General features: G+C 40.6%; 14 protein-coding genes and 2 tRNA genes. 11 read left to right on the top strand and 5 right to left on the bottom strand.

Translation table 11 applies throughout. From position 1 onward, the window contains the following. Positions 1-2 precede the first annotated feature (2 nt). The 7 genes from ACRD64_RS12670 (at position 3) to ACRD64_RS12700 (ending at position 4,628) form a co-directional block, all read left to right on the top strand. Positions 3-75 (top strand) — tRNA-Met (locus ACRD64_RS12670). 77 nt (positions 76-152) lie between these two features. Continuing rightward, positions 153-225 (top strand) — tRNA-Met (locus tag ACRD64_RS12675). A gap of 78 nt (positions 226-303) precedes the next feature. Beyond that, entirely contained in the window at positions 304-1,179 is an 876-nt protein-coding gene (locus ACRD64_RS12680) for a M23 family metallopeptidase (RefSeq protein ID WP_430933746.1), read from the top strand. A gap of 16 nt (positions 1,180-1,195) precedes the next feature. Continuing rightward, positions 1,196-2,350, top strand: a complete 1,155-nt coding sequence (locus tag ACRD64_RS12685; RefSeq protein WP_430933747.1) for a 1-deoxy-D-xylulose-5-phosphate reductoisomerase — start codon at positions 1,196-1,198, stop codon at positions 2,348-2,350. A 144-nt stretch (positions 2,351-2,494) separates the two neighbouring features. Continuing rightward, the gene (gene rseP / locus ACRD64_RS12690) at positions 2,495-3,814 is read left to right on the top strand and encodes an RIP metalloprotease RseP (protein ID WP_430933748.1); all 1,320 of its coding nucleotides are present in this window, start codon (positions 2,495-2,497) and stop codon (positions 3,812-3,814) included. Positions 3,815-3,854: 40 nt separating this feature from the next. Then, positions 3,855-4,064 (top strand): Sec-independent protein translocase subunit TatA/TatB, encoded by a 210-nt coding sequence (locus ACRD64_RS12695; RefSeq protein WP_430933749.1) that lies wholly within the window; start codon positions 3,855-3,857, stop codon positions 4,062-4,064. A gap of 132 nt (positions 4,065-4,196) precedes the next feature. Further along, positions 4,197-4,628 carry a universal stress protein gene (locus ACRD64_RS12700; protein WP_430933751.1) on the top strand — a complete coding sequence of 144 codons (432 nt, stop codon included), beginning with the start codon at positions 4,197-4,199 and terminating at the stop codon, positions 4,626-4,628. A 35-nt stretch (positions 4,629-4,663) separates the two neighbouring features. Here the strand turns inward: ACRD64_RS12700 and ACRD64_RS12705 are convergent, their stop codons facing one another. Beyond that, a complete protein-coding gene (locus ACRD64_RS12705) occupies positions 4,664-5,404 on the bottom strand; it encodes a toxin-antitoxin system YwqK family antitoxin (RefSeq protein WP_430933752.1) in 741 nt (246 codons plus the stop codon). Positions 5,405-5,723: 319 nt separating this feature from the next. Here ACRD64_RS12705 and rnr point away from each other — a divergent pair, with 319 nt between their 5' ends. From rnr to gcvH, 4 genes are all read left to right on the top strand, one after another. Then, a complete protein-coding gene (gene rnr / locus ACRD64_RS12710) occupies positions 5,724-7,886 on the top strand; it encodes a ribonuclease R (protein ID WP_430933753.1) in 2,163 nt (720 codons plus the stop codon). Positions 7,887-8,207: 321 nt separating this feature from the next. Next, positions 8,208-8,807, top strand: a complete 600-nt coding sequence (locus tag ACRD64_RS12715) for a TetR/AcrR family transcriptional regulator (protein WP_430933754.1) — start codon at positions 8,208-8,210, stop codon at positions 8,805-8,807. Between the two features lie 66 nt (positions 8,808-8,873). After that, a complete protein-coding gene (gene metA / locus ACRD64_RS12720) occupies positions 8,874-9,791 on the top strand; it encodes a homoserine O-acetyltransferase MetA (RefSeq protein ID WP_430933755.1) in 918 nt (305 codons plus the stop codon). Positions 9,792-10,026: 235 nt separating this feature from the next. Continuing rightward, complete coding sequence (gcvH, locus tag ACRD64_RS12725; RefSeq protein ID WP_430933756.1) at positions 10,027-10,404, top strand: glycine cleavage system protein GcvH; 378 nt, start codon at positions 10,027-10,029, stop codon at positions 10,402-10,404. Positions 10,405-10,622: 218 nt separating this feature from the next. Here the strand turns inward: gcvH and ACRD64_RS12730 are convergent, their stop codons facing one another. The 4 genes from ACRD64_RS12730 to rimP all read right to left on the bottom strand — a co-directional run bounded on the left by ACRD64_RS12730 (position 10,623) and on the right by rimP (position 15,993). Further along, entirely contained in the window at positions 10,623-10,811 is a 189-nt protein-coding gene (locus ACRD64_RS12730; protein ID WP_430933757.1) for a T9SS type A sorting domain-containing protein, read from the bottom strand. A gap of 275 nt (positions 10,812-11,086) precedes the next feature. Beyond that, positions 11,087-14,206 (bottom strand): translation initiation factor IF-2, encoded by a 3,120-nt coding sequence (infB, locus tag ACRD64_RS12735; protein ID WP_430933758.1) that lies wholly within the window; start codon positions 14,204-14,206, stop codon positions 11,087-11,089. 65 nt (positions 14,207-14,271) lie between these two features. Continuing rightward, positions 14,272-15,507, bottom strand: a complete 1,236-nt coding sequence (gene nusA / locus ACRD64_RS12740; RefSeq protein WP_430933760.1) for a transcription termination factor NusA — start codon at positions 15,505-15,507, stop codon at positions 14,272-14,274. A 21-nt stretch (positions 15,508-15,528) separates the two neighbouring features. Further along, positions 15,529-15,993, bottom strand: a complete 465-nt coding sequence (gene rimP, locus ACRD64_RS12745; RefSeq protein WP_430933761.1) for a ribosome assembly cofactor RimP — start codon at positions 15,991-15,993, stop codon at positions 15,529-15,531. Positions 15,994-16,011: the final 18 nt, after the last annotated feature.

The raw sequence follows: 16,011 nt of genomic DNA on the forward strand, positions 1-16,011 counted from the left end.
ATTGCGGGATGGAGCAGTTGGTAGCTCGTTGGGCTCATAACCCAAAGGTCGTCAGTTCGAGTCTGGCTCCCGCTACTACAAAACCGATAGATTTAAATTCTGTCGGTTTTTTTTACCGATAAACAAGTGATTGCAAATCACTCAAAATATATTGCGGGATGGAGCAGTTGGTAGCTCGTTGGGCTCATAACCCAAAGGTCGTCAGTTCGAGTCTGGCTCCCGCTACTATTAAAGCCGAAAGATTTGTTTCTTTCGGCTTTTTTTTAACTTTGCCATCATCTTATTCACGATGATTACAATTCGATGAGCAAACCAGAAGTCAAAAAGAACTTTTTCCGGAAATTACGCAACAAGTATCGTTTGGCCATATTCAACGAGCAGACTTACGAAGAGGTATGGCAAATGCGATTGTCAAGATTAAATGTGTTTACCGTGGTGGGTTCTTCCGCGATAATATTAGTGTTGTTAATTATTCTTTTGATTGCATATACCGGCCTTAGGGAGTATATTCCGGGTTACCCTGATGGAAACCAGCGCAGGATGATGGTGCGCAACGTTAACAGGGTAGACTCGTTAATTTCGGAGATTGAAAAACGAGACCGGTTTTTTCAATCCATCAAGTCTGTTGTGCAAGGAGAAGTGCCCTATTCGGAAGAAGAAACCTTGGATGATACCGGGGGTGGGAAACCGCAAAAAGTGAGCTTTGAAAAAAGCAAAGAGGATGAAGCTTTCAGGCAGCAGGTGGAGGCCGAAGAAAAATTTAATCTATCGGTTTTGCCCGATGAAAAAAAGATCCCGGAACTGAACCAGATTTATTTTTATTCCCCATTAAAAGGTATTGTGGTCAAGAAATTTAGGGAAAGTGAAAGTCATTACGGAATCGACATCGTTTCCAAACCTGGCGAAACGGTACTGTCAATTATGGACGGAACGATTATTTTTTCCGGCTGGACGGTTGAAACGGGATATACCATGATGGTTCAGCATAGTAGCGATTTGTTATCTGTATACAAGCATAACTCAAAGTTGCTGAAAAAATCAGGCGATAAAATAGCAGCTGGTGAGGCCATTGCCAATGTGGGCAATTCGGGGGAGTTAACCACGGGGCCACACCTTCATTTTGAACTATGGTATCAAGGCAATGCCGTGGATCCTACAGAATACATAATTTTTGAATAAATATAGCCGGTAACATATGAAGAAGAGGATAGCGGTGCTGGGTTCTACCGGATCCATCGGAACACAAACCTTAGATGTAATTTCAAAACATCCAGATAAATTCGAAGTCGAAGTATTAACGGCCAATAACCGCATCGGCAAATTGGTGGAGCAGTGTCGTGCTTTTATGCCCAATACGGTTGTAATTGGCAATAAGGCTAAATATAAGCAGTTGCAGGAAGCGCTCGAGGATCTGCCCATTAAAGTATATGCGGGAGGCGATGCTATAGCTCAAGTCGTGGAAATGGGGACGGTTGATGTAGTGTTAACTGCCATGGTTGGTTTCTCTGGGCTACAACCTACCATGAACGCCATTAAAAACAGAAAACCCATAGCTTTGGCCAATAAAGAAACCTTGGTGGTGGCCGGGGATATCATCACCGAAATGGCCGCGAAAAACAAAGTGCCAATTCTTCCTGTCGACTCTGAACATTCTGCTATTTTCCAATGCTTGGTAGGGGAGTTTCAAAATCCGATCGAAAAAGTTTACCTGACTGCTTCCGGTGGGCCATTTAGGGGAAAAGATCGCCATTATTTAAGCAAAGTAACACCCGAGCAGGCTTTAAATCATCCCAATTGGGAGATGGGAAACAAAATTACCATCGATTCGGCCAGTATGATGAATAAGGGACTGGAAGTGATTGAAGCTCGATGGCTGTTTGGCTTGGAGGCAGAGCAGATTGATGTTATTGTGCATCCACAAAGTATTGTGCACAGTATGGTGCAGTTTACCGATGGTTCCATGAAATCGCAAATGGGATTGCCCGACATGCGACTGCCCATTCAGTATGCATTAACCTATCCCGAAAGATTCGAGGTGGATTTTCCGAGGTTTAATTTTATGGACTATCCAAATTTAAGTTTCGAAAAACCGGACCTGGAATCGTTTAGGAATTTGGCGATTGCCTATGAGGCATTGCGCAAAGGCGGTAACATGCCATGCATAATAAATGCGGCCAACGAAATTGTGGTAGATGGCTTCCTGGAAAAGAAGATCGGTTTTTTAGAAATGTCGGATGTCATCGAAAAAACGATGGCAAGGGCTAGCTTTATTCAAAAACCAACTGTGGATGATTATTTCGAAACGGATGCCGAGGCCAGAAAAATAGCACAATCATTAATCAGTTGTTGATATGGTCAAATAAAAATGTAAGATAAAGGTTGTTAGGAGATTGCATTTTCATAATTAAACTTGAATCTTGTGTTTGGATACTTAATACAAAATAATAGCAAAAAAGGAATATATTTGTAGCTCAAAAAAATGAAAATAATTTAGATGGATATTGTTATAAAAGCAGGGCAATTGTTACTAAGCCTTTCGATATTAGTTATACTGCACGAGTTTGGCCATTTTTTCTTTGCCAAACTTTTTAAAACCAGAGTCGAGAAATTTTACCTTTTCTTCGATCCTTGGTTTTCGTTGTTTAAGGTAAAAAAAGGTGAAACGGAGTACGGTATCGGTTGGCTTCCATTAGGGGGATATGTAAAAATATCCGGAATGATTGATGAGTCAATGGATAAGGAGGCCATGAAGGAAGAGCCTAAACCATACGAGTTTCGCTCAAAACCAACGTATCAGCGTTTGTTGATTATGATTGGCGGGGTATTGGTTAACTTTTTATTGGCGTTTTTTATTTTTTGGATGGTTCTTTTCAAGTGGGGAGAATCCTATATTCATGTCGAGGATGCCAAATTTGGCCTAACATATCATGAACTGGCTCATGATATAGGGTTGCAGGATGGTGATGTGGTTACTTCTGTGGATACTTTCACGGTAAAATCAGCTTCTGATATTTTGTCGTTTATTTTATTGGAAGAAGCTAAGGAACTAACAGTTAAAAGGGAAGATTCAATCTTTGTACTACCCATTCCTTCCGATTTTGGGAAAACGGTCCTTGATCAGGAAGTAAAAAGCCTGGCGGCTATCCGAATGCCTTTCTTGGTGGATTCTGTGCTTATGGGAAGTAACGCATTTGAGGCCGGAATCAAGACCGGAGATAAGGTGATTTCTGTCAATGGGCAAGAAGCCGAGTATTATAGGCAGATCACCAAGTTATTAGGCGAAAATAAAGAACAGAGAGTTACTTTGGGAATTGTTAGAGACGGGCAGACCGAAAGTATTAGGTGCTTGGTTTCTAAAAAAGGGACCATTGGTGTGTATGCTAAACTGCCAAGCACATTTTTCAATGTTACCAAATTAACCTATGGATTTTGGGAAGCACTGCCGGCAGGCGTTTCAAAAGGTATTAATACGTTGATTGGTTATGTGAAACAACTAAAGCTGGTATTCTCGAAAGAAGGCGTTAAACAAATAGGCGGTTTCGGGGCTATTGGCGGATTGTTTCCGGCAACATGGAACTGGTCCGCGTTTTGGGAATTGACGGGTTTTCTATCGGTCATTCTGGCCTTTATGAATATCTTACCAATTCCGGCCTTGGACGGTGGCCATGTGTTGTTCTTGTTGTACGAAATGGTATCGGGTCGTAAACCTAGCGATAAATTCCTGGAATATGCAACGATCGTCGGTATGGTTATTTTGTTCAGTTTGCTTATATTCGCCAACGGGAACGATATATTTAGGGCATTTTTTAAATAAGTCCTGATTAATTGTTATTTTTGAAAAAAAAGAATTTGTTATGGAACTTAATGCAATATATATCTGCGGCTTCATGGGAGGCTATGAGTGGATTTTAATCATTTTAGCCATTGTGCTTTTGTTTGGTGGTCGTAAGATTCCTGAGCTGATGAAAGGGTTAGGACAGGGTATGAAGGAATTTAAAAATGCCCGTAACGAAAACCAAGCGGATGAAAAAACTGAAGATAAAAAAACTGAAGATAAAAAATAGGGATATTAACACTCTTTCCACTATTGTAAATAAACAAGGCCGTTTCCTTTATGGGAAACGGTTTTTTTTTGTTTGATTTTAAGCAGGAAATTCACTAACTTATAGGTTCTGTTGAACTTAAAGCTTTTTGTTATGAAAAATATTTTGGTTGCAGTGGATCTAAAAGAAGGAACAGATAAAATTCTGGATAATGCATTTGAACAGGCCCAAAATTTTAAGGCTAGATTATGGATCGTTCACATTAGCGCACCGGAACCCGAATTTGTGGGGTACGAAGCCGGCCCGCAGTATATTCGGGATATGAGAGCTACGGAATTAAAGAAGGAGCACCATGAGTTAAAACGGTTGTCCGATAATGTTAATTTTAAAGGGGTAGAAGCAGAGAGTTTATTGATTAATGGGGGTACAGTGGAAATGCTGGCTGCAGAGATAGATAAATTACATGTCGATTTGGTAGTGATTGGGCATCATAAGCATGGTTTTCTGCACAATGCTTTCTTTGGAAGGACAGATGTTTCTTTATTAGACAACAGTAAGGTGCCTGTGTTGGTTATTCCGACTTGATGAAATTTGTATCCTTATTTCATAAGTCACGCATATTATTGTTCTTTTGTGGCAACTACTTTGCCGTTTTTATATTGGGTAACAGACACTAAGTTACCTTCCTCATCGTAATGGTGTTTTTCACCGTTGAATAAGTTTCCTTTAACAAAGAAGCCTTTCTTGTCGATCTTACCATTGAGGTGTACAACCGTATGAAAACCAGTCTGGGTAAACCGGACGCTACTGTTGTTTTGCTCGTTTTGTGCCGGTTCTTCAATTTTTGCAATTTGCCCGTTGTTGTATGTTTTTTCCAGAACAAGTTGCCCGGAATCGTTGTATACTTTTAGCGTACCATCGGTCTTTCCGTTTTCCCATTTGCCCTGGTACATTTTTTTACCATTGGCATGGTAGTAGACTTGTTCGCCTTCGCGCTTACCGTTTTCATTGTAATACCAGTCGTATGATAATTCCCCCGATTCGAAGTAGTATTGATAACTTCCTTCCCAGTGATCTAGCTGCCAATTGCCTGATTCGCGAAGTGTTCCATTTTTGTAATAAAAACGTGCCGTACCTTTTGCTTCTCCATTTATAAAATTTATTTCATGTTTTAAATTTCGGTTTTGGTAATATGCTTTCCAAATACCTTGTTTCAGATCATCAACATATACCCCTTCTTCAACAACCAATTCATTTTCGGTAATAACCCAGCGACCTTGTTTCAAACCGGCCGCATCTACCTGATTTAAATTATTTTTGGAGGTCTGTCCCATTAAGTTAATAGAAGCACAGTTTCCCATGTGAAATGAGAATACCAAACAACAGAATATGTTTTTTAGTATATTTAGCATAGTGTAATTGCAGCAGCTCCTGTTGCAAAGGAGTACGTTCGAAATAATAACTTTTATACTCTTTTTGCTAAATAAGGTTATAGGTAAACGGTAATATTTTATCAATATTTTTTTTTAATGATAAAGGTGTAATGCACCTTAAGTATACTTTAGCCTGTAATTCCTGTAGTTTGTAAACGTGTATGGTGAATTAAGTATTATTTTGAAATAAATCAGCAAATAACAATTCAAAAATCGCTACTTTGCGATTAATAAAAAAAAGATGCCCATGGGTGGTAAGAAGAAGACTAAAAAGAGAAGTAGAGGATTAAAAAAAAATCAAATAGTAGGCCTTGTTCAAGGTATATTTACAAATAACCCAAAACATACGTACAACTACAAGCAGATATCGGAACTGTTAGGCTTAAAAAAGATGACTTTGAGGCAAACAATTGTGGAGGTTTTGTACGAATTGTTGGAAAGTGGATTTTTAACCGAGGTTGCCAAAGGTAAATTTAAGTTATTGTCGCGCGGCGCCTTTGTGGTAGGTACAGTAGATGCTACCAGTTCTGGAGCGGCATACATTGTTCCGCAAGACGGCATTGGAGATGATGTTTTTGTGAGCCAACAAAACCTGCGGAATGCTATAAACGGTGATTTGGTGAAAGTGCATACTTTCGCTAAGCGACGAAGAAAGTCATTGGAGGGTGAAGTGGTTGAGGTGATAGAGCGTAAGCGTAATACCTTCGTCGGGACAGTGGAAATATCAAAGAACTTTGCCTTTTTGGTGACCGATAAAAAGGTCATGTTCAAGGATTTGTTTATTCCAATGGGTAAACTAAAGGGAGCGAAACATGGTCAACTGGCCGTGGGTAGAATTACCGACTGGGATGATTATACCAAGAACCCATTTGGCGAAATAGTTGATGTCCTGGGTGATGCGGGAGAAAATAATGCGGAGATACACGCAATATTGGCTGAATTCAACTTGCCATATGAATATCCTCAAAAGGTCATTGAAGCAGCCGAAAAAATCGACGAGAATATAAGCAACGAAGAAATAAAACTGCGTCGCGACTTCAGAAAAGTAACCACTTTTACAATTGACCCTAAGGATGCCAAGGACTTTGACGATGCCTTGTCGTTGCAGAAACTGCCCAACGGTAACTGGGAGGTAGGCGTGCATATTGCAGATGTTACCCATTACGTAAAGCCCAAAACAATTATTGACAAAGAGGGCTATGAACGTGGCACGTCGGTTTACCTGGTGGACAGGGTGGTGCCTATGTTGCCGGAAAGCTTAAGTAATGGTATATGCTCGTTGAGGCCCAATGAGGAAAAGCTGTGTTTCTCGGTGGTGTTTGAATTGGATGATCAGTCTAACTTGATTGATACCTGGTATGGGAAAACCATAATTTTTAGCGATAGGCGGTTTACCTACGAAGAAGCACAGGAAATTATAGAAACAGGAGAGGGCGATTTTAAAGAGGAGGTTTTAATTCTGGATAAACTGGCCAAAGGACTGAGGGAACAGCGTTTTGCCAATGGAGCTATTTCCTTTGAACGAATAGAAGTTAAATTTGACATCGATAAGGATGGAAAACCTTTGAGTGTGTTTTTTAAAGAATCAAAGGATGCCAATAAATTGATTGAAGAGTTTATGCTGCTGGCCAACAAAAGGGTGGCTGAATTTATCGGGAAGAAAGAAATATCCAAAGGAAAGGGGGTAAAGCCCAAGACTTTTGTTTATAGGGTGCACGACAATCCAGATCCCGATAAATTCGAGAACTTTGCCCGATTTGTGCGTAAATTCGGATATGAGGCCATGCCTATGGGGGAGGAGCGTATCAGTAGTTCTATCAATCGCTTGCTAAAGCAGGTAGAAGGAAAGAAAGAACAGAATATTATTGAAACTTTGGCTATTCGTACCATGGCCAAAGCATCTTATTCAACGCATAACGTAGGGCATTACGGGCTAGCTTTCAGGCATTATTCTCACTTTACATCGCCAATACGCCGATATCCCGACATGATGGTTCATCGCTTGTTGGAATCATATATGGAAGGAGGTAGATCGGCCAATGTAGAAAAAACAGAGGATCAATGTAAACATTGTTCTATGATGGAAATGACGGCAGCCGAGGCTGAACGAGCCTCCATAAAGTTTAAGCAGGTAGAATTTATGAAGGAGCACGTGGGCAATGAGTTTTCCGGTGTTATTTCAGGAGTTACCGAATGGGGGTTTTATGTTGAACTTGACGAGAACAAATGTGAAGGTATGGTTTCCATCAGAAACCTGGATGATGATTTTTATCGCTTCGATGAGGAAAACTACTGCATCGTTGGCCGAAAGTTCAGAAAGAAATATCAATTGGGCGACCCCGTTACGGTTCTGGTGGCCAAAGCCAATCTGATTAAAAAGCAGTTGGATTTCGAACTGGTATCGCAATAAAAGGCGGTGTTTTGCGATTGCAATCGCAAAACACCGATTTAATGATTGATCAGGCGTATCCTAACCATACATTTGAGGTTATCCATCCAATATATTTTGCGGATTTTATTTGTGAAGGAATGCAGATCCGTATGCACGTATTAACTTCTGAACTATCGACTTATTGTGTCGCTGGCCTTTTGTTTGGTTCTGGCATTGAGTTTTGTTTCGACCGAGAGCAAAAAAATTACACTACCGAAGTATATTAAGAGGTGAATGTCTTTTAAGTACAGCTGAAAATTCGTACATTTGTATAGAAATGTTAAAATCCCAATACGCCGTATGACAACTGAAAACCTTAATTACAACGAATCTGTAAGAGTTTCGATATTAGAAGCTGCACAGGGCTTGTTTGCTAAGTTTGGCTACAAGAAAACAACGATGGAAGATATTGCCCTTGAGCTACATAAGGGGAAGAGTTCTTTGTATTATTACTTCAAAAACAAAGAAGAAATCTTTCAAGCGGTTATTGATAAGGAACAAGGAGAATTAATCTCTAACCTAAGGGTCGTGGTGGAGTCCGATAAGAATCCCCAAGAGAAGTTGAACGATTATGTCCTGACACGAATGAAGACCATCAGTGAGCAAGATAACTATTTTAAAGCGCTCACGGATGAAAGATTTGGGGGGATTGAGTTTGTTAAGGCCGTAAAAGAAAGTACCGAAAAAGCCGAAGTTGAAATGATAGAGACTATCATTAACGAGGGGGTGGCTGATGGATCGTTTCAGATGAAGAACGTGCACATGGGCGCCATGGCCATTGCTCTTGCCCTTAAGGGTATTGAAATACCTATGTTTAAGGCCACCAATAAATATGAAGATATGGTGGAGCAGGTGCAAAATACACTCAACATTTTATTCTTTGGATTGATAAAAAGGTAAAATGTCATTGTTAATAAAGAAATAAGGCCGTATTTTACGGCCTTTGTTGTTTAAAAAAATTAAAGTATGCCTATAAAAATCCCGGATAAGTTACCGGCACGTAATGTCCTGGAAAGCGAAAATGTTTTCGTGATGGACGAATCGCGTGCAAGCCATCAGGATATTCGTCCTCTAAAAATAGTTGTTTTTAACCTGATGCCTTTAAAAATCACTACCGAGGCTCAGATTATGCGCGTACTTTCAAATACACCATTGCAGGTGGAAGTAGATCTCTTAATGACCAGCACGCACGCTCCCAAATCGACACCCAAAGAACATCTGGTCAACTTTTACAAGACCTTCGAGGAGGTAAAGGGGGATAAGTATGATGGTATGATTATTACCGGGGCGCCTGTTGAACATTTGGAGTTTGATGAGGTGACATACTGGGAGGAGCTAAAGGAAATTATGGAATGGAGCAGGCGAAATGTGACCAGCACCTTGCATATTTGCTGGGGAGCTCAGGCGGGCTTGTACTATCATTACGGGGTTCCAAAATACCAGCTCAACGAAAAACTCTTTGGGGTGTTCGAACATAAGGTGAAGGATAGGAAGGAGCCGCTTATGAGAGGTTTCGATGATGTATTTTATGCGCCACATTCCCGATTTACCGGTGTTCGCGCAAAAGATATCGATAAAATTCCGGGTATTAAAATCCTGGCGGAATCGGATGAGGCAGGAGTTCATATTGTTGTTTCGCCGGATAAGCGATTGATTTTCGTTACAGGCCATGCAGAGTACGATCCGTTTACTTTGCGCGAAGAGTATTTCAGGGATCTGGAAAAAGGGGATAATATTTCTATTCCTAAAAACTATTTCCCTAACGACGATACGTCCAATGATCCCATTGTTCGATGGAGAAGCCATGCCAGCCTGATGTTTACCAATTGGTTAAACTATTACGTGTACCAGGAAACCCCTTATAAACTGGATGAAATTCACTGATTAATCAGAGGTGAATAGTCGATGGTTAGCGGTCAAAGTGCACTGAATGTTAAGTGTGGACTTTTAAACAAGAGACAAGGATATAGTGATGGTAACTAACGGATATTTTTATGTTTATGGTTTGGTTTACGAACGACCAAAAGCTGGTGACCAATGATCAAAGTATGACATTTGCCATAAATTGCAATAGTATTTTGTTTTAATTTTGATACTCATAATTTAAAAAAGCAGACAAATGAATGTTCCTGAAAATTTAAAGTATACAAAAGATCACGAGTGGATTTTAATTGAAGGCGATAAGGCAACTGTTGGAATCACTGATTTTGCGCAAGGCGAGCTGGGTGATATCGTTTTTGTTGAAATTGAAACCGAAGGAGAGGAATTAGATAAAGAAGAGGTTTTTGGTACCATTGAGGCCGTTAAAACTGTTTCGGACCTTTATATGCCGGTCAAAGGTACCGTGCTCGAAGTGAACCCTGAATTGGAAGATCAACCGGACCTAGTAAATAAAGCACCATACGAAGGTGGTTGGATGGTAAAAGTGCAAGCTGAGGATGCAGCCGATTTTGATGCGCTTTTAACGGCAGATCAATATAAAGAACTGATTGGGTAGAAACTCCAATTAACAAAGATATTTGAGCCCGGAGATTTTTCTTCGGGCTTTTTTGTCTGCGAATTTTACGAATTAACACGAATTGTTGTTGCATGACCTTGGGGATATGTTTTGGGGCTCGTAGCCAAACGTCAATTACATTCTCTAATGCTGATAACCTAAAAAAAATCCCTGCTCAAACCAACGAACAGGGATATTATTTAATTATGAGAGGTAAGTTATTCCACTACTATTTTTTCGGTAAATTCCTGACCGGCATATATAACTTGGATAAAATAGATACCAGTTCTTAAATCAGAAATATTTATGGTATTGGTAAGTTCTTTAGATTGATAAACTTTTACCTTGCTCATTGAATTGTTAAAAAAGTTAATAGTAACTCTTTCTTCAATTACATTATTAGCCATAATATTTATAGTTAAATACCAAACATATTAATGAATTAGTTTTATGAGGTTTATCAGTTTTGTGGTTTTGGTGTTGTTTGTTATATATTTTTAAAGTGGTACAGAACTGGTAGTTTTTGATAACCTGACAGCGCCTTGGACCTGACAGCATTAAATCAATAGCACAAAAAAATCCCTGCTCAAATAAATGAACAGGGATTGAATATTATAAGTCTATTCCCGCCAAAAATAAATTTTAGGTGGCAGGATGTCGCTTCACTCTAAATCTATAAGTCTTACAATGTTCTTGAAACCTCAACTTCTTCAAAGGCTTCAATAAAGTCACCAACTTTAATATCGTTGTAGTTAGCAATGCTCACACCACACTCGTAACCCGAGGCAACTTCTTTCACATCGTCTTTAAAGCGTTTCAGTGCTGCCAAGTCACCGGTATAGATAACGATTCCTTCACGAATCAAGCGGACTTTGGCATTCCGCCTTATTTTGCCTTCCTTAACCATACAACCTGCAATGGTACCTACTTTGGTGATTTTAAATGTCTCGCGCACTTCAAGTGTAGAAACAACCTGCTCCTTGATTTCCGGAGAAAGCATACCTTCCATGGCCGATTTAAGCTCCTCGATAGCGTCGTAGATGATAGAATACAGACGGATGTCTATTTCTTCCTTCTCGGCAATCTTTCTGGCGGCCAATGACGGACGAACCTGGAAACCGATGACAATGGCGTTGGAAGCTGTGGCCAGCATGATATCCGATTCCGATATCTGACCCACGGCCTTGTGAATCACGTTCACTTGAATTTCATCGGTCGAAAGCTTGATCAACGAATCTGAAAGTGCTTCGATAGATCCATCCACGTCACCCTTAACAATAACGTTCAATTCCTGGAAGTTACCGATAGCGATACGACGGCCGATCTCGTCAAGCGTAATATGCTTCTTGGTCCTCATTCCCTGCTCACGCTGCAACTGCGTACGTTTGTTAGTGATTTCCTTGGCTTCGCGCTCGCTTTCCATCACGTTAAACTTTTCGCCGGCTTGTGCTGCACCGTTCAACCCGAGCATTAGCACCGGTTCCGAAGGACGGGCAACCTCAACTCTTTGGTTACGTTCATTGAACATCGCTTTAACGTGTCCCATATAACTGCCAGCCAAAATAATATCTCCTACCCGCAAGCTGCCTGATTGCACAAGTAACGTGGTTACGTAACCACGACCTTTATCCAGTGATGATTCAATTACCGAACCAACAGCTCTTTTCTCTTTAACTGCTTTAAGCTCTAATAAGTCCGCTTCCAACAACACTTTTTCCAAAAGTTCGTCGATGTTAACACCGTTCTTAGCAGAAATTTCCTGGCACTGGTATTTACCGCCCCAGTCTTCCACCAGATAGTTCATATTAGCAAGCTCTTCTTTAATCTTATCAGGATTGGCTCCCGGCTTATCAATTTTGTTGATGGCAAATACGATGGGTACACCAGCCGCAGAGGCATGGTTGATGGCCTCTATGGTCTGAGGCATCACGTTATCGTCCGCAGCAACAATAATGATGGCAATATCAGTTACCTGAGCACCTCGAGCACGCATTGCCGTAAAGGCCTCGTGACCCGGAGTATCCAGGAAGGTGATTTTTCTGCCTGAATCCAGAGATACGGAATATGCGCCGATGTGCTGCGTAATACCCCCGGCTTCACCTTGAATCACATTAGCTTTACGGATGTGGTCAAGTAACGAAGTTTTACCGTGGTCAACGTGTCCCATCACAGTTACGATAGGAGAACGTTCTTCCAACAGGCTTTCATCTACCTCTTCTTCCTCTTCAATAGCTGCGGCTACCTCAACGCTAATAAACTCAACGGTATAGTCAAATTCTTCTGCTACAAGCGAAATAGTCTCGGCATCCAAACGCTGGTTGATAGATACAAATAATCCCAGACTCATACATGATGCAATAATCTGGTTCACTTGCACATCCATCATCGAAGCCAACTCGGCCACCGTAACAAATTCTGTGACCTGGATCACATTTTTTTCCTGGTGTGCCAATTCTTCCTCTGCCATTTGCTTCTGGCTGACGGCATCGCGTTTGTCTCTACGGTGACGGGAAGCTTTTGATTTACCTTTGTTGGCCGTTAACCTGGCCAATGTATCTTTAATTTGCTTTTGTACATCTTCCTCGCTAATCTCAGCTTTAACAGGACGACGATGTGCCGGTTTGCCCCTGCGAGGTCCTTTGTTATTCTGATTGCGATTATCTTGGTGGCGTTGTCCTCCCTGGCTGCCTTGTCCTCGGTTTGGCTTGCTGCCGCCTGGTCCACCAGAGCCTTGCTGTGCGCCTTGTCCTGGTTTTCTTTGTCCCTGTGGCCTTTGACCACCTTGCTGGTTGGACTTTTCGTTTATATTTACGCGTTCTTTGTCCTTGCGGATTCGTTTACGCTTTTTCTTCTTTTTATCGGCGTTGTTATCCGATTTAGTAGGGACAGTCGGTAATTTAATTTTCCCAACCACCGTTGGTCCGGAAAGTTTTTTGACAAGGGTAGGTTTAAATACGGAAGCGCCCTCTGTAGTTTCTTCTTTACTACCCGCTTCTTTTTTGGCCGGTTTTTCTTCTGTTGGTGTAATATCCGTTGGTTTATCTACCTCAGCCTTTGGCTCAGTTTTCGGTTTTTCTTCCACAACAGAATCCTTCGCCTTTGCTTCTTCTTTTGAAGTTTCAGGTTTTGTGGTTTCCGGTTTTTCCTGTGTTGGCGTAGCTTTTTTCTTTTTACTTAAAGAATCTATATCGATTTTCCCGACCACTTTAGGCTCCTCAATATTTTGTTTGGCAGTTGATATATGAGGCGTTTCCACTGGCTTCTTATCTTCTTTCTTTACTTCCGGTTTTTTTGCCTCCACAGGCTTCTCCTCGGTTTTTTCATCGGGAGTAGCAGGAACGACAGGCGTATCAACAGGAGTTTCCGTTTTCGGTTCTTCCTTCTTCGGCTCCTCCGCTGTAGTTTTGGCCACCGTTTTTTTCTTGCTGAACTGGTCCAGGTCAATTTTGCCCAATACCTTCGGCTCCTCCGTTTTAGGAGTCTCAACCTTTTCAACTTTCGGTTCTTTCTTAGCTCTTTCCTGTTCCGGTTCCGGAGTTGGGGCTAAGTCCTTTCTTACATCTTCAATGGAGATGGTCTCTTTGTGAGACTTTTGTTTGCTAAGCTCTTCCGATCTTTTACGAACATTAAGGTCGGTGTTATATTCGTTTTGAATATGATTGTACATTTCATCCGACACCTTCGTGTTAGGGTTCGTTTCAACGTCGAACCCTTTTTTATGAAGGAATTCAACAATGGTGTGAATCCCTACGTTAAATTCTCGGGCTACTTTACTTAGTCTATTTGATTTGCCAACTGCCATATTGGGAATTAATGATTTACTCTAAATTCTTTACCTAAACTATTGAACTTGCAAAAATAATAGATTTATTCAAATTCTGCGCTCAATATCTTTATTACATCTTTAATGGTTTCTTCCTCAAGATCTGTTCTTTTAACCAAATCTTCAATGCTAAGGTCTAATACCGATTTGGCGGTATCGCAACCGATGGCTTTGATTTCGTCAAGAATCCATCCTTCTATCTCATCCGTAAACTCGTCCAAGCTTACATCTTCGTCGTCCACTTCCATTTCGCGGTAAACATCAATTTCGTAGCCTGTTAATTGGCTCGCTAATTTAATGTTTAAACCTCCCTTACCAATGGCAAGGCTTACTTCGTCGGGACGTAAATATACTTGTGCTCTTTTGTCTTCTTCAAAAAGTTTGATGTTGTTAATTTTAGCGGGGTTCAGCGAACGTTGTATAAACAGCTGAACATTGGTTGTGTAATTAATAACGTCAATGTTCTCGTTACGCAACTCTCGAACAATACCGTGTATCCTCGACCCCTTCATTCCAACACATGCTCCTACCGGGTCTATTCGTTCATCATACGATTCTACCGCAACCTTGGCTCTTTCGCCTGGAACACGAACAATCTTTTTTATGGTGATTAATCCGTCAAAAATTTCAGGTACTTCTAATTCGAATAATCTTTCAAGGAATACAGGGGAAGTACGCGAAACGATAATTAACGGGTTGTTGTTCCTGATCTCTACTTTAACCACTACAGCCCTTAGGTTATCCCCCTTGCGAAAAAAATCAGAAGGGATTTGCTCTGCTTTTGGCAAGATCAATTCGTTACCTTCGTCATCCTGAATAAGAATCTCTCTCTTCCAAATTTGGTATACCTCTCCGGTAATAATATCACCAATCCTATCTTTGTATTTATGATAGATATTATCTTTTTCAAGTTCTAAAATACGGGCAGATAAATTCTGACGAAGACTTAAAATTGCCCTTCGCCCAAAATCAATAAAACGAACCTCGTCGGTAACTTCTTCTCCCACTTCGTAATCTTCGTCGATCTTTTTGGCGTCCGTTAATGAAATCTGCAGGTTGTCGTCCTCTAACTCATCATCAGCAACAATTTCACGGTTACGCCATATCTCAAAGTCTCCCTTGTCCGTGTTGATAATAACATCGAAATTTTCGTCAGTCCCAAAACGCTTAATCAAAACGCTTCTAAAAGAGTCTTCGAGCACTCTGATCATAGTTGCTCGGTCAATGCTCTTCAGTTCTTTAAACTCCGAAAAAGTATCAATTAAATTAATGTTTTCCATGACTTTTTATTTGCCGGCTTGTTAAAACGAAACAATTATTTTTACCGATTTAACCTCGTCGAACTTATAGTTGTGATTAAATAACTTCAATTCTTTTTTCTTTTTCCCTTCAATTTTAACCTTTTTCTCTTCTTCAACCGAAAAATGATCTTCGTACACCTGGGTAAGTTTCCCTTTGAAAGGAGCGCTTTCAAAAGGTGTGACTTCCACTTCCCGTCCAATGTTTTTTTTGTACTGGTTTAAGACCTTTAGCGGTTGTCCCAATCCTGGTGTCGAAACTTCCAGTTCAAAATCTTCTTCTTCGCGGTCGAACGACGATTCAATCAAACGGCTTATCTGAATGCAGTAGTCAATATTAATCCCATCCATACTGTCAATCAACACCATTATCTTGTTCGTGGCAGAAACTTTTACTTCAACAATAAAACAACCATCCGCCTCGATCTTTTCCGTTATAATTTCAAGAATCTGTTCCTTTGTAATCATCGCCTATTGGTAATAAAA

The sequence above is a fragment of the Saccharicrinis sp. 156 genome, assembly GCF_050589685.1.
Lineage (GTDB): Bacteria > Bacteroidota > Bacteroidia > Bacteroidales > Marinilabiliaceae > Saccharicrinis.

Bases quoted from the DNA above. Each gene is read 5' to 3' on its own strand.
- ACRD64_RS12680 (WP_430933746.1), top strand. From the start codon at position 304: ATGAGCAAACCAGAAGTCAAAAAGAACTTTTTCCGGAAATTACGCAAC.
- ACRD64_RS12685 (WP_430933747.1), top strand. From the start codon at position 1,196: ATGAAGAAGAGGATAGCGGTGCTGGGTTCTACCGGATCCATCGGAACA.
- rseP (WP_430933748.1), top strand. From the start codon at position 2,495: ATGGATATTGTTATAAAAGCAGGGCAATTGTTACTAAGCCTTTCGATA.
- ACRD64_RS12695 (WP_430933749.1), top strand. From the start codon at position 3,855: ATGGAACTTAATGCAATATATATCTGCGGCTTCATGGGAGGCTATGAG.
- ACRD64_RS12700 (WP_430933751.1), top strand. From the start codon at position 4,197: ATGAAAAATATTTTGGTTGCAGTGGATCTAAAAGAAGGAACAGATAAA.
- ACRD64_RS12705 (WP_430933752.1), bottom strand. From the start codon at position 5,404: ATGGGAAACTGTGCTTCTATTAACTTAATGGGACAGACCTCCAAAAAT.
- rnr (WP_430933753.1), top strand. From the start codon at position 5,724: ATGGGTGGTAAGAAGAAGACTAAAAAGAGAAGTAGAGGATTAAAAAAA.
- ACRD64_RS12715 (WP_430933754.1), top strand. From the start codon at position 8,208: ATGACAACTGAAAACCTTAATTACAACGAATCTGTAAGAGTTTCGATA.
- metA (WP_430933755.1), top strand. From the start codon at position 8,874: ATGCCTATAAAAATCCCGGATAAGTTACCGGCACGTAATGTCCTGGAA.
- gcvH (WP_430933756.1), top strand. From the start codon at position 10,027: ATGAATGTTCCTGAAAATTTAAAGTATACAAAAGATCACGAGTGGATT.
- ACRD64_RS12730 (WP_430933757.1), bottom strand. From the start codon at position 10,811: ATGGCTAATAATGTAATTGAAGAAAGAGTTACTATTAACTTTTTTAAC.
- infB (WP_430933758.1), bottom strand. From the start codon at position 14,206: ATGGCAGTTGGCAAATCAAATAGACTAAGTAAAGTAGCCCGAGAATTT.
- nusA (WP_430933760.1), bottom strand. From the start codon at position 15,507: ATGGAAAACATTAATTTAATTGATACTTTTTCGGAGTTTAAAGAACTG.
- rimP (WP_430933761.1), bottom strand. From the start codon at position 15,993: ATGATTACAAAGGAACAGATTCTTGAAATTATAACGGAAAAGATCGAG.